The following is a 13536-nucleotide window of genomic DNA, read 5'->3' as shown; positions in this document are numbered from 1 at the left end:
CAGCAGCGTGACGATCGGTTCCCTCGACCGGGTGATTTTCGGAACGTTTCAGGCGATGCGGCCGAATGCTGTGATGGAGGAGTCGCGGAGAGATGTCAGCCGGGACGCGGTCGCGATCCTGGCGACCGCCCGTGACGCGGGCACGAGGAGCTGGGTGCGGCGTCGACGGGCACGGTCATAGCGCTGCAGAGCGATCGGTACCGGATGCTCGGACAACAGCGTCGCGAGTGTCGTGGCGTCGACGATTGCTTCGCATGCGCCGCGGCCGAGGTTCGGTGCCATCGCATGCGCCGCGTCGCCGATCAGTGCGGTGTTGCCGCGGACGTACGACGGGAGGCGGGGGGATTCGTACAGGTCGTGGTACATGACGTCGTCGGGGTCGAGGCGGCCGAGGATGTCGCGTACGCCGGGGTGCCAGTCGTGGAAGCGGCCGTACAGGTCGTCGAGGGTGCCGCCGGTGCCTTCGGTGGTGCGGACGGCGGCGAACCAGTTGGTGAGGTCGCCGTCGCGGTCGGTGATTCCGAAGAGCGCGCCGGGACCCCAGGTTTCTCCATGGTTCGTGGTGGAGCCGCCGACCCAGCCGCGCCACGCTCCGTACCCGGTGTGCACGGGCCGGTAGGCCGGACCGAACACCTCGTCACGTACCGCACTGCCGATTCCGTCCGCGCCGATCATCACGTCGTATCCGGCGAGGGCCGTGAGCGGTGGCGCGGGGGCGTCGAACTTCACGATGTGGTCGGGGAGGCCGGACAGCAGGATGTCGAGGAGGGCGGGCCGGGAAACCATGACCGGGGCCCGGCGAAGGTCCCCGACGTGGGCGAGCACCACACCGTCCCAGCGTCTGAGCGTCGCGGAGCGCTGTGTCACGCCGAGTTGTTCCACCCGTCCGCCGACGCCGGCAACTTCGAGTGCGGCCAGGGCAGGAGGCCACATCCCGAGCGCGGTGCCGGTGCGCGGAGGCTCCGGAGATCGTTCGAACACGTCGATGTGCCATCCGTGGCGGAGGAGGGCGTTCGCGGCGGTGAGCCCTCCGATTCCGCCGCCGAGGATCGCCGCACTGCCTGGCTTCACGGTCATGTCATGACGGTACTACGTGTGTAGTGAACAGTCACTACCCCTGTAGTGATCCTCGTAGAATGTCTCTCGTGACCGACAAACGCGCCACCGTCCTCGACGCCGCAATCGAACTCGTGGGGACCGAAGGATTGCGCGCCCTCACCCACCGCCGCGTGGATGCCATCGCCGGTGTGCCGGCCGGCTCCACGTCGAACTACTTCCGCACCCGCCAGGCTCTCGTCGAAGGGGTGCTCGACAGGCTCCTCGAGCGGGACCGGGTCCAGCTCGAGGCGATCGGCGCCGCGTTGCCGGGGGACGCACGTGAGCTCGAAGACCTGGCGCACGGATATGTGATGTTCGTGACGGGGGACGACCTCGTGCGGACCCGCGCACGCTTCGCGATGTTCGTCGAGGCGATGGCGACGCCCGAACTGCGTGCCGGGGTCGAAACCCGCCGCAGCGAACTGCGCGGATGGATCGGGACCGTGCTCGCGGGCCTCGGCGTCGACGATTCCGCCACCGCCGCGCGGGTTCTCATCGACTACCTGGACGGACTGATCCTGCATCGCTGCACCTCGCAGGACGACGGGCCGGACCCGCGCGACGGCGTGTCCCGAATGGTGCGAATGCTGCTTTCCACGGCAGGGTGACGCCCGCGATTCCGGTGCGTTACGGCTGCGTTTCCGCAGGTGGGCGGAAGAATAGGGCAGGCTTGCTTGCATTACCCCCCGCCACCTGGCATATCGTTCGTTTCGAAGACGGTGGGACCACGACGTCCCACCGGTCGCCGGGTCCACGCTCGCGCTGCCGAAAAGGCACCCGCACCGTCGCGGATGAGCGGATACTGGCGATGTCGAAGGTATCGGGCACCCGGCCGATACCCGTCTACGGCAGTAGATGGCCATCAGCGCTGCTGGTCGTCGGTGCTATCGCATCAACGAAGGCTAGGTATGACTCATCTCCCCGGGCCTCGAGGGCTCTACCACCCGGCGAACGAGCACGACTCCTGTGGCGTCGCGTTCGTCGTCGACATGCACGGTCGTCGCAGTCGCGACATCGTGGAGAAGGCGATCACCGCCCTGGTGAATCTCGAACACCGCGGTGCAGCGGGAGCGGAACAGAACACCGGCGACGGCGCCGGCATCCTGATCCAGGTCCCCGACGCCTACTTCCGTGAGGTCGTCGACTTCGATCTTCCCGCCGAGGGCGCATACGCGACCGGTATCGCGTTCCTGCCCAAGGACACCGCCAAGGCCGACGCCGCGGCCGCCGAGGTCGACCGCATCGTCGCCGAAGAGGGCCTCGAGGTCCTCGGCTGGCGCGAGGTGCCGATCGACGAGTCCGAGCTGGGTTCCATGGCCAAGGACGCCATGCCCACCTTCCGGCAGATCTTCATCGCCTCCGGCGCCCGCGCGCTCACCGGCCTCGAGCTCGAGCGCCGCGCGTACGTCGTGCGCAAGCGCACCGAGCACGAGCTCGGCCACCACGGCGCGGGCGAGGACGGTCCCGGCAGCGAGACCGTCTACTTCCCGAGCCTGTCGGCGTCGACCTTCGTCTACAAGGGCATGCTCACCACGCCCCAGATGAAGGGCTTCTACCGCGACCTGCAGGACGAGCGCGTCGTCTCGGCCCTCGGTCTCGTGCACTCGCGGTTCTCCACCAACACGTTCCCGTCGTGGCCGCTCGCGCATCCCTTCCGCCGCGTGGCGCACAACGGCGAGATCAACACCGTCACGGGCAATGCCAACTGGATGCGCGCCCGTGAGGCACTCATCGACACCGAGGTCTTCGGCGGTCGCGACAAGCTCGAGAAGATCTTCCCGGTCTGCACGCCGGGTGCGTCCGACACCGCGCGTTTCGACGAGGTGCTCGAACTGCTGCACCTCGGTGGTCGCAGCCTGCCGCACGCCGTGCTCATGATGATCCCCGAGGCGTGGGAGCGCCACGACTCGATGGATCCGGCCCGTCGCGCGTTCTACGAGTACCACGCGGCCCTCATGGAGCCGTGGGACGGACCGGCCTCGGTGTGCTTCACCGATGGCACCGTCATCGGCGCCGTGCTCGACCGCAACGGCCTGCGCCCCTCGCGTGCCTGGGTCACCGACGACGGCCTCGTCGTCATGGCCTCCGAGGTGGGTGTGCTCGACATCCCCACCGAGAAGATCGTCAGCAAGCGTCGCCTGCAGCCGGGCCGCATGTTCCTCGTCGACACGGCCAAGGGCCGCATCGTCGAGGACGAGGAGATCAAGCGCGAGCTCGCCGCCGAGCATCCCTACGAGGAGTGGGTCGCAGGCGGCGTCACCCGTCTCGAGGATCTGCCCGAGAGCAAGTACACCTACATGTCGCACGAGCGTGTCGTGCTGCGGCAGCAGGTATTCGGCTACACCCGCGAAGAGGTCGACCTCCTCGTCAAGCCGATGGCGGCCTCCGGAGCCGAGGCGCTCGGCTCGATGGGCACCGACACGCCGATCGCCGTGCTGTCGTCGCGTCCGCGTCAGCTGTTCGACTTCTTCTCGCAGCTGTTCGCCCAGGTCACCAACCCGCCGCTCGACGCGATCCGCGAGGAGATCGTCACCAGCATGGGCGGCATGCTCGGCCCCGAGGGCGACCTGCTGAACCCGACCGAGGCGTCGTGCCGGCAGATTCTCATCGGTGCGCCGGTCATCGACAACGACGACCTGCAGAAGCTCATCCACGTCAACGACGAGAAGCAGTTCCCCGGCTTCAACAGCGTCATCATCCGCGGCCTGTACCCGGTCGCGGAGGGCGGTGAGGGTCTGCGTCGCGCCCTCGCCTCGATCCGCGAGCAGGTCTCGCAGGCCATCGAGAAGGGCGCACGCCTGATCGTGCTGTCCGACCGCGAGTCCGACGAGAAGCTGGCGCCGATCCCGTCGCTGCTGCTCACCTCCGCGGTGCACCACCACCTCGTCCGCGAGAAGACCCGCACCAAGGTCGGTCTGCTCGTCGAGGCCGGCGACGCCCGCGAGGTCCACCACATCGCCGCCCTGTGCGGTTTCGGTGCGGCCGTGGTCAACCCGTACATGGCGTTCGAGAGCATCGACGAGCTGTTGCAGAACGGCGACCTGCCCGAGGGCATGACCCTCGACAAGGCCATCGCCAACTACATCAAGGCGGCCTCGAAGGGCGTGCTCAAGGTGATGTCCAAGATGGGCATCTCCACGCTCGCCTCCTACACCGGTGCGCAGCTGTTCCAGGTCATCGGCCTGTCGCAGGAACTCGTCGACGAGTACTTCACCGGTCTGCAGTCGCAGCTCGGCGGTGTCGGTCTCGACGAGATCGCCGCGGACGTCGCGGCCCGTCACCGCGCGGCCTTCCTCGACCGCCAGTCCGAGCGCGCGCACCGCGAGCTCGAGGTGGGTGGCGAGTACCAGTGGCGTCGTGAGGGCGAGTACCACCTGTTCAACCCGGACACGGTGTTCAAGCTCCAGCACGCGACCCGCACCGGCCAGTACTCGATCTTCAAGGAGTACACGAAGCTCGTCGACGACCAGTCGGAGCGACTCGCGTCGCTGCGCGGTCTGTTCGAGTTCAAGAAGGGCGTGCGCCCGCCGGTGCCGCTCGACGAGGTCGAGCCGGCGAGCGAGATCGTCAAGCGCTTCTCGACCGGTGCGATGAGCTACGGCTCCATCTCGGCCGAGGCGCACGAGACCCTCGCGATCGCGATGAACCGTCTCGGTGGCCGCTCGAACTCCGGTGAGGGCGGCGAGCATCCGAGCCGTTTCACCCCGGACGAGAACGGCGACTGGCGGCGCTCGGCGATCAAGCAGGTCGCCTCGGGTCGCTTCGGTGTGACCGCGCACTACCTGAGCAACTGCACCGACATCCAGATCAAGATGGCGCAGGGCGCTAAGCCCGGTGAGGGCGGCCAGCTGCCGCCGCACAAGGTGTACCCGTGGGTCGCCGAGGTCCGTGGTTCGACGCCCGGCGTCGGCCTGATCTCGCCGCCGCCGCACCACGACATCTACTCGATCGAGGATCTCGCGCAGCTGATCCACGACCTGAAGAACGCCAACCCGAAGGCCCGCATCCACGTGAAGCTGGTCTCCGAGCTCGGTGTCGGCACGGTCGCCGCGGGTGTGTCGAAGGCACACGCCGACGTCGTGCTCATCTCGGGTCACGACGGTGGTACCGGCGCGTCGCCGCTGACCTCCCTCAAGCACGCGGGTGCTCCCTGGGAGATCGGTCTCGCCGAGACCCAGCAGACGCTGATGCTCAACGGTCTGCGCGACCGCATCGTCGTGCAGGTCGACGGCCAGATGAAGACCGGCCGCGACGTCGTGGTCGCCGCTCTCCTCGGCGCCGAGGAGTACGGTTTCGCGACCGCGCCGCTCGTGGTCTCGGGCTGCATCATGATGCGTGTGTGCCACCTCGACACCTGCCCCGTGGGTGTCGCGACGCAGAACCCGGTGCTGCGCAAGCGGTTCACCGGCAAGCCGGAGTTCGTCGAGAACTTCATGCTGTACATCGCCGAAGAGGTGCGCGAGTACCTCGCCGAACTCGGTTTCCGCAGTCTCGACGAGGCCATCGGCCAGGTGGACGTCCTCGACACCCGCAAGGCCGTCGAGCACTACCGCGCGTCGAAGCTCGACCTGTCGCCGCTGCTCGAGAAGGTCACCTCCCCGATCTTCGGGGAGCAGGACATGCACTGCACCAAGGAGCAGTACCACGCTCTCGACAAGGCACTCGACAACGAGCTGATCGCGAAAGCGCAGCCCGCTCTCGAGTCGGGTACGTCGGTCTCGTTCGACACTCCGATCACCAACGTCAACCGCACCGTCGGCACGATGCTCGGCCACGAGCTCACCAAGAAGTACGGTGCGGAAGGGTTGCCGGACAACACGATCGACATCACCTTCGCAGGTTCGGCCGGCAACAGCTTCGGTGCGTTCGTCCCGCGCGGCATCACGATGCGGCTCAACGGCGACGCGAACGACTTCGTCGGCAAGGGCCTGTCGGGTGGTCGCATCATCGTGCGCCCGCCGCACAATGCGGCCGAGGGTTTCGTGCCCGAGGACAACATCATCGCCGGCAACGTCATCCTGTTCGGTGCCACCTCGGGTGAGGTCCTCATCCGTGGCATCGCGGGTGAGCGCTTCGCGGTCCGCAACTCCGGAGCCACGGCCGTCGTCGAAGGCGTCGGCGACCACGGCTGCGAGTACATGACGGGTGGCAAGGTCGTCATCCTCGGCAAGACCGGCCGCAACTTCGGTGCGGGCATGTCCGGTGGCGTCGCGTTCGTGTACAACCCGGACAAGGACTTCGAGAACAACCTGAACACCGAGCTGGTCGACCTCGAGGATCTCGAGGGCGAGGACTTCGCGTGGCTCAAGGGCGCCGTCGAACGGCATCGTGACGAAACGGGCTCCGAGGTCGCAGCCCGCATCCTGGCCGACTGGTCACAACAGGTCAGCCACTTCGCGAAGGTCATGCCTCGCGATTACAAGAAGGTACTCATGGCTATCAAGGACGCCACCATCCGTGGTGCGAACGTGGACGAGGCGATCATGGAGGCTGCTCGTGGCTGATCCCACCGGTTTCCTCAAGCACGGTTCCCGCGAGACGCCGGTCCGCCGGCCTGTCCCGCTGCGACTCCTCGACTGGAAGGAGGTCTACGAGCCGTTCCCGCTCGACACCCTCCGGACCCAGGCAAGCCGTTGCATGGACTGCGGTATCCCCTTTTGCCACAACGGTTGCCCGCTCGGGAATCTCATCCCCGAGTGGAACGACCTCGCCTACAAGGGTAAGTGGGAGGACGGGATCGAGCGCCTCCACGCCACGAACAACTTCCCCGAGTTCACCGGCCGGCTCTGCCCGGCGCCCTGTGAGGCGTCGTGCGTGCTCGGCATCAACCAGGACCCGGTGACCATCAAGCAGGTCGAGGTCGAGCTGGTCGAGAAGGCCTTCGACGACGGCCGCGTCAAGCCGGTTCCGCCGTCGAAGCTCACCGGCCACAAGGTCGCGGTAGTCGGCTCCGGGCCTGCCGGTCTCGCTGCGGCACAGCAGCTCACGCGTGCCGGTCACTCGGTGACGGTGTTCGAGCGGGCCGACCGCATCGGTGGTCTTCTCCGTTACGGCATCCCCGAGTTCAAGATGGAGAAGCGCTTCATCGACCGCCGTCTCGCGCAGATGGAGGCCGAGGGCACCGTCTTCAAGCCGGGCGTGAACGTGGGTGTCGACATCACCGCCGATGAGCTGCGCGAGCAGTTCGACGCCGTGGTGCTCGCCGGCGGCGCGACCGTCGCCCGCGACCTGCAGATCCCCGGACGCGAGCTCGACGGCATCCACCAGGCGATGGAGTTCCTGCCGATCGCCAACCGCGTGCAACTCGGCGATCTGCCGGCCCCGACCATCACGGCCGAGGGTAAGAAGGTCGTCATCATCGGCGGTGGCGACACCGGCGCCGACTGCCTGGGCACCTCGCACCGTCAGGGTGCGGAAAGCGTCCACCAGTTCGAGATCATGCCGCGGCCGCCGGAGCAGCGCGCCGAGTCCACCCCGTGGCCGACCTACCCCCTCATGTACCGCGTCTCGTCGGCGCACGAGGAGGGCGGCGAGCGCGTCTTCTCCGTCAACACCGAGGAATTCATCGGCAAGGACGGCAAGGTCACCGCGCTGAAGGCGCACGAGGTGCAGATGGTCGACGGTCGCTTCGAGAAGGTCGAAGGCAGCGACTTCGAACTCGAGGCCGATCTGGTGCTGCTCGCGATGGGCTTCACCGGTGCCGAGAAGCCGGGTCTGCTCACCGATCTCGGGGTCGACTTCGACCAGCGTGGCAACGTCGCCCGTTCGTCGGAGTGGTCCACCAACGTCGACGGTGTCTTCGTCGCCGGCGACATGGGTCGCGGACAGTCGCTCATCGTCTGGGCGATCGCCGAGGGTCGCGCGTGCGCCGCTGCGGTGGACCGCTTCCTCGAGGGTGAGACGGCGTTGCCGGCGCCGATCGCGACCACCACGATGCCGCAGCGCTGAACGAGGTACGACCACTGGGCCGCACACCGGAAGGTGTGCGGCCCAGTGGCGTTCGGGGGGCGGCGTTCGTGGGTGGGGTCAGGCGTCGACGAGCGACGCGGGATCGGTGTCGGTTGCGGTGGCCGGCGCCGGTTCGGGTGTGGCCTCCTCGCGCCGCCGCGCGAGGAGGCGATCCACGGCCCACGATCCGGAGCCGAGGAAGATCAGGACGAACATCGCCCAGCAGAACAGCGCGGCGGATTCACCGTCGTTCTGGATGGGCAGTGCGCCGTCGGCCTGGTGACCCCAGAAGTAGGCGTACGCCATCGATCCGGAGCCGAGGAAGGCCGCGAGCCGGGTACCGAGACCGACGATCAGGGCGGTGCCGCACACGACCTGGATGATCGCACCCCACCAGCCGGGCCATGCGCCGAGTTGTGCGGTGGTTCCGCCGTTGGGTTCCGCCGGCCACGCCCACAGGCTCGTGGTGCCGTGGCAGAGGAACAGGAAACCGACGACGATGCGGAAGGCGGCGACGGCATGATCGCCGAAGCGGTCCGGCCAATGGCGCACTGAGTTCATCACGTGCGGAAGTAAAGCATGCCTACCCTTACATGCGGGGTGCTTGGTCATCGTTCCTCGGGTTTCGGTGGAGCTGCCCCTGCTTTCCGGGGGTGGATCCACAGAAATCCGCTCGACAGGGACCACCGGACGCGCTGCGCTTGTGATATTTCCGTGTCGCCGGGCGTCGCACCCGTTATGGTTCTGCGCATGACGGCTACGAGACGGGCACTGGCGACGGTCGTGATGGGTGCGGGTGCCGTCGTGGCTGCCGTCGCGGCGGCTCCGGCCGCGACCGCGGACCCTGCGGACGCGTGCATCCGCAACGGTGGCGGGCTCGTGACGATCGACGGCGCCGAGCCCGTCCCACCGGTTTTCGGATTCGACGGTCCCCGCCTGCTCGGACTCCAGGGCGGCGTCGGCAACGCATGCATCACCAACGTGGGTCCCGGCGCCGTGACCGTCACGCATCCCGAGGGGCGTGTCCCGGGACGCACCGAGGTGTCCACCGCGCTCGTGGAGATGCGGGTCGACGGCGGGCTCGGCAACGTCGCCGTCACCAATGTCGGTACCGGTGCGGTCACGGTGCACCGGACGGAGGTCACGCCCGAGCCCGTTGCGGGGCCTGCACAGGCTCCGCTCCCCGGGATGCCGGAGCTGATCCTCGACGCGGGAACCGACGGCGTCTTCGTCACGAATGTCGGTACGGGCGGTGTCACGGTCGTCGACCGTGCCGTCGCGCCGGCGGAGCTCCCGGCCCCGCCACCGCCTCCGCCGGGCGCGGTGGTCACCGATCCGTTCAGCGGAAACATCTATGTGACAAACCTTTTCGGGCCCGACATCGTCGTCGCGGAACCCGCCTCGACCGCCGAAGGGAGCGTCGTCGAGCGGCCGGTTCCGGGAACGGCGGTCGACTACGGGACGGGCAACGTCTTCGTGACGAACATCGGTGGGGGACAGGTGACCGTCGTCCGCGGTTGATCCGCCGGCCCCGTCGTTTCCCGACAACGTTCCGGACTCGGATACATCACATCCGGTTCACGAATATGTCATCCTTCTACTCGATACTGCCGGGGAGGGACGCGGCACCAGGACAGTAGCGGGGCGGGGACATGGCTATGAGAAGAGTGTGGGCGGCAACGGTGGCCGCAGTGGCGGCATGTGCAGCAGTATTCGCCGCAATGCCTGCGGCGCAAGCCAATCCGCCCGGATGTCCGACTCTGAACGTGGTCGCTGTGCCTGGAACATGGGAGACCTCGAACACCCCCGACCCCGGCCGTGGGAACGGCATGCTCGCCCAGGTCACGTCCAATCTTCCCGCCGGGGCCCGCGTCGACTACGTCGCGTATCCCGCCACGGCCTTTCCGTGGGAGGGCGACGTGTACGCGGCCTCCCGCAATCGCGCCGTCGACAACGCGCGCGGCATCATCGCGGCCACCGCCGAGCGGTGCCCCCTCACGAACTTCGCCCTCGTCGGCTACAGCCAGGGTGCCGATGCCGCAGGCGATCTCGCCGCCGAGATCGGCACCGGGCTGGGAGTGATCGGTCCGCACCGCCTCGTCGCGGTGGGTCTGCTGTCCGATCCGCGCCGCTCCGAACTCGACCCGTTCGTCGGTCCGCCCGTCGCCGGCACCGGTGCGGGAGGTGCCCGCGCGGGAGGCTTCGGATTCGTAACGCCCAACGTGCGCACCATCTGCGCGGTGGGCGACCTCTACTGCTCGACGCCGCCGGAGGACTTCGTCACGCGACTGGCCGGCTTCCTCGCGATCTCGGCGGGCAGCCCGTTCGAGCAACTCGAGAACTACCGCGACGAGGCGACGGCGCTCTACGACGACATCATGACCGCCGGGGGCATCCCGATGCTGCAGCTACAGCTCACGCCCGAGGCGAACGAGCTGCGCGAGCAGAAGATCCGAACCTTCTACGAGTCGCAGATCCACCAGGACTACTCGAACTACGTGGTCGACGGTCGCGGAACGACGGCCACGCGGTGGCTGCACGACTGGATCGCCTCGAAGGCCTGACCATCAATCGATGTCGAATCGTGCGCCCACACGCATGACACGGGGCGCGAAGCGCATCAGCCACTTGCGGACCTTCGCGCCCGGGGCGACCGTCACCACAGGCTTGTTGTGACGGACCGCCCCGACGATCGCCTTGGCCACCTTATCCGGCGCGATGTGCAGGCGCCGGTACATCGCGAGGGTGCGGGTGCGTCGTGCTGCTCGTAGTTCCTTGTTCGGCGCGACGTACTCCGTCGCCCGGGTGAGGTTGGTGTCCACCAGGTCGGGACACACGACGGTCACGCCGATCCCGTGTTCGAGCAGTTCGGCGCGCAGGCACTCCGACAGCATGAACACCCCGGCCTTGCTCGTCGTGTAGGCGGCGAGGTTGCGTTGCGGCATGTACGCCGCGGCCGACGAGACGTTGACGATCTGCCCGCCCGTGCCGGCCTCGATCATCTGCTCCGTGAAGGCGCGGCAGCCGTAGACCACTCCCCAGAAGTTCACGTCCATCACGTTCTGGAAGACGCTCTGCGGAGTGTCGGCGAAGGCACCGATGACACCGATGCCCGCGTTGTTGACGAGCACGTCGGCGACGCCGTGCCGCTCGCGAACGGTCTGCGCGAACTTCCGGACCTGCTGTTCGTCGGAGACGTCGAGTTCGTAGGCGTGAGCGGCGCCGCCGAAGACGGCCTCGGAACCTCCGGCACCGGGAGCCGGGACGTTCACGAGCGCCACCGTCTCGCGGGCGCTGTCGAGATCCTTGTCTGCCACGACGACGATGGCACCTTCGGCGGCGAAGGCGATCGCCGAGGCCCGGCCGATCCCGCTACCACCACCGGTGACGACGACGAGGGCGCCGGTCAGGTCGCGCAGGCGGCTGCGTAGTGCAGCGCCGGCGCGCCAGCGGCGTATCTGGGCGATCCGAGAGGTCACCCCACCATCGTGACGCACTCGCCGCGTGTGGTCCGGTCAGTACAGGAACTCGCGGTAGAGCTCGCGTTTGCCCGGCTCGGCGTCGGCCGGGATCTCGATCGAGTGGAGTTCGGCGTGCATGTCGCGCATCGAGGGGACCGCCGCACGGTCGGGATAGGTCGACGGATCCCACAGCTTGGCGCGGAGCAACGCCCGCGCGCAGTGCAGGAAGACCTCGTCGATCTGCACGATCACAGCGAGCTGCGCCGGCTTGTTCTGCAGCGACAGCTTCCCGAGCAGGTCGGGGTCGGTCGACAGCGTGGCGCGGCCGTTGATCCGCAGCACCTCCTCGTCGCCGGGGACGAAGAACAGCAGCCCGACGTGAGGGTTCTCGAGGATGTTCCGGTACGAGTCGGCGCGGCGATTGCCGGGCCGGTCGGGCAGCGCGATCGTGTGGTCGTCGAGGACGAGCACCGCCGACTCGATGTCGCCGCGCGGCGAGCAGTCGCAGTTGCCGACGGCGTCGGCGGTGGCGATCGTGAAGAACCGCGCCAGCGACAGGAAATGCCTGATGAGCGGCGTCAGGTGTGGTCGCGCCTTGTCGACGATCGCCGGGTGCGGAATGCCCAGGACGGCCTCGAGCTCGTCCTGTGTCCGTATCCCGCTCTGTACGAGTTCGTCGATCCTGTCCGCATCCATCCGGTGCACCTCCGGCGGTGACCGTATCAATCCTGCACGGGAAGATCATGTCGGCGTCCGTGTCATGCCCTGGTCAGGGGCTGCACAGTCGATTGCTTCCGGTCACCGGGACGACCCGGGAGGCAGGACTCCGGACCCCGGTAGAACGGGTGGCGACGCCCCCGCCCGGAAGGATCGAGATGACCGACTCCGCCCTGCTGGCCTCCCTCCTCGAACGCGTACAGCTCCTCGAGGACAAGGCTGCGATCCACGAGGTCCTCACGGCCTACGGCCCGGCCGTCGACGCCGGTGACGCCGAGGCGGTGGGGGAACTGTGGGCCGAGGACGCCGTCTACGACGTCGACATCCGCCTGATGGAGGGTCGCGACGCCATCATGAAGATGGTGCGCACCCGACCGCACCAGGACTACATCGAGGAGGGCTGCGGTCATCTGCTCGACCCGGTGCACATCCGGGTCGGCGGCGACACCGCCGTCGCGACCTGCCACTCCCTGCTGCTGCGCCGCAACGCCGATTCGGATTCGTTCCGGGTGTGGCGGGTGAGCGCCAATCGTTTCGAACTCGCCCGGATCGACGGCAGCTGGAAGATCGTGCGCCGCACGTCGCGGTTGCTCGACGGCAGCACCGCCGCCCGTGACCTCCTCGCGAGCGCACGGCGCTGAACCCACGACTCGCGGGTGGGCGCTGGGGGCTCACCCGCGGCCGGCTCCCGGGGCGCTCACACGCGCAGGGTGTCGCGTACGTGCCCGGTCTCGTTGATCGACGCGACGCGGCGCGCGCCGCTGCGTGAGACGAGGATGCGCGTCACCGACGCGTACTCGATGGGGAACATCAGCGGCCGGGGCAGCTCGAGCAGGTGCTGCAGCACGATGTTCACGACCCCACCGTGGGCGAACAGCGCCACGGTCTCGGCGTGGTCGCACGTGTCCACCACGTGGTCGATCCCTCGCAGCACCCGCGTGCGGAAGGCGTCCCCGTCCACGAAATCGGGCAGGTGACCTGCCAGGATGCGCTTGTAGGCGGCCGGTGCGACGTCCTTCGCGGCGTCGATCGTGAAGTAGTGGTCGTGGCCGTAGTCGTACTCGGCGATGTCCTCCATCTTCTCCACGTCGAGCCCGCGTCGTTCCGCGACCGGCTCGGCCGTCTGCAGGGCCCGCAACTGCGGGCTCGAGAACAGGCGGGTGATGTTGTAGGGGGACAGCGCGTCCGGCAACCGCGACGCCTGGAGACGACCGGCCTCCGTGAGCGGCGGGTCGGCGCCCCCGGTCTCGGCGCGGGCGTTGTTCGGCTCGGCGTGACGGATCAGGAGTAGCTGCACGACCTCACGATGCCA

General features: G+C 68.1%; 11 protein-coding genes. 6 read left to right on the top strand and 5 right to left on the bottom strand.

Features of this window, described 5'->3' with window-relative positions:
• Window positions 1-48: 48 nt before the first annotated feature.
• Window positions 49-1077, bottom strand: a complete 1029-nt coding sequence (locus M3330_RS11315; RefSeq protein WP_200359146.1) for an FAD-dependent monooxygenase — start codon at window positions 1075-1077, stop codon at window positions 49-51.
• Window positions 1078-1145: 68 nt separating this feature from the next.
• Here M3330_RS11315 and M3330_RS11310 point away from each other — a divergent pair, with 68 nt between their 5' ends.
• The 3 genes from M3330_RS11310 to M3330_RS11300 all read left to right on the top strand — a co-directional run bounded on the left by M3330_RS11310 (window position 1146) and on the right by M3330_RS11300 (window position 8046).
• Window positions 1146-1706, top strand: a complete 561-nt coding sequence (locus M3330_RS11310) for a TetR/AcrR family transcriptional regulator (RefSeq protein ID WP_006553330.1) — start codon at window positions 1146-1148, stop codon at window positions 1704-1706.
• A 300-nt stretch (window positions 1707-2006) separates the two neighbouring features.
• Window positions 2007-6602 (top strand): glutamate synthase large subunit, encoded by a 4596-nt coding sequence (gene gltB / locus M3330_RS11305; RefSeq protein ID WP_255028754.1) that lies wholly within the window; start codon window positions 2007-2009, stop codon window positions 6600-6602.
• Window positions 6595-8046, top strand: a complete 1452-nt coding sequence (locus M3330_RS11300; protein ID WP_024102591.1) for a glutamate synthase subunit beta — start codon at window positions 6595-6597, stop codon at window positions 8044-8046. Before gltB ends, M3330_RS11300 begins: the two co-directional genes overlap by 8 nt.
• A gap of 78 nt (window positions 8047-8124) precedes the next feature.
• On the opposite strand, the gene M3330_RS11295 is transcribed toward M3330_RS11300, so the two are convergent.
• The gene (locus tag M3330_RS11295) at window positions 8125-8607 is read right to left on the bottom strand and encodes a DoxX family protein (protein WP_255028897.1); all 483 of its coding nucleotides are present in this window, start codon (window positions 8605-8607) and stop codon (window positions 8125-8127) included.
• Between the two features lie 189 nt (window positions 8608-8796).
• Between M3330_RS11295 and M3330_RS11290 the strand changes: the two genes are divergently transcribed.
• Both M3330_RS11290 and M3330_RS11285 read left to right on the top strand, forming a co-directional pair.
• Entirely contained in the window at window positions 8797-9567 is a 771-nt protein-coding gene (locus M3330_RS11290; RefSeq protein WP_231913191.1) for a hypothetical protein, read from the top strand.
• 254 nt (window positions 9568-9821) lie between these two features.
• Complete coding sequence (locus M3330_RS11285) at window positions 9822-10610, top strand: cutinase family protein (RefSeq protein WP_232333418.1); 789 nt, start codon at window positions 9822-9824, stop codon at window positions 10608-10610.
• A 3-nt stretch (window positions 10611-10613) separates the two neighbouring features.
• Here M3330_RS11285 and M3330_RS11280 read toward each other — a convergent pair whose 3' ends face one another.
• Together M3330_RS11280 and M3330_RS11275 are read right to left on the bottom strand one after the other, a co-directional pair.
• The gene (locus tag M3330_RS11280) at window positions 10614-11525 is read right to left on the bottom strand and encodes an SDR family NAD(P)-dependent oxidoreductase (protein WP_255028753.1); all 912 of its coding nucleotides are present in this window, start codon (window positions 11523-11525) and stop codon (window positions 10614-10616) included.
• Between the two features lie 36 nt (window positions 11526-11561).
• Window positions 11562-12203, bottom strand: coding sequence for an MSMEG_1061 family FMN-dependent PPOX-type flavoprotein (locus M3330_RS11275; RefSeq protein WP_255028752.1), 642 nt, complete (start codon window positions 12201-12203; stop codon window positions 11562-11564).
• A 179-nt stretch (window positions 12204-12382) separates the two neighbouring features.
• On the opposite strand from M3330_RS11275, the gene M3330_RS11270 reads away from it, so the two are divergent.
• Entirely contained in the window at window positions 12383-12865 is a 483-nt protein-coding gene (locus M3330_RS11270) for a nuclear transport factor 2 family protein (RefSeq protein WP_033098119.1), read from the top strand.
• Window positions 12866-12921: 56 nt separating this feature from the next.
• On the opposite strand, the gene M3330_RS11265 is transcribed toward M3330_RS11270, so the two are convergent.
• A complete protein-coding gene (locus M3330_RS11265; RefSeq protein ID WP_019290415.1) occupies window positions 12922-13521 on the bottom strand; it encodes a histidine phosphatase family protein in 600 nt (199 codons plus the stop codon).
• Between the last annotated feature and the right edge of the window lie 15 nt (window positions 13522-13536).

Source organism: Rhodococcus sp. GA1 (assembly GCF_024321955.1).
Taxonomy (GTDB): domain Bacteria; phylum Actinomycetota; class Actinomycetes; order Mycobacteriales; family Mycobacteriaceae; genus Rhodococcus; species Rhodococcus pyridinivorans.
The sequence above is the reverse complement of the archived record's forward strand: the minus strand, read 5'-3'. Positions and strand labels throughout refer to the sequence as shown.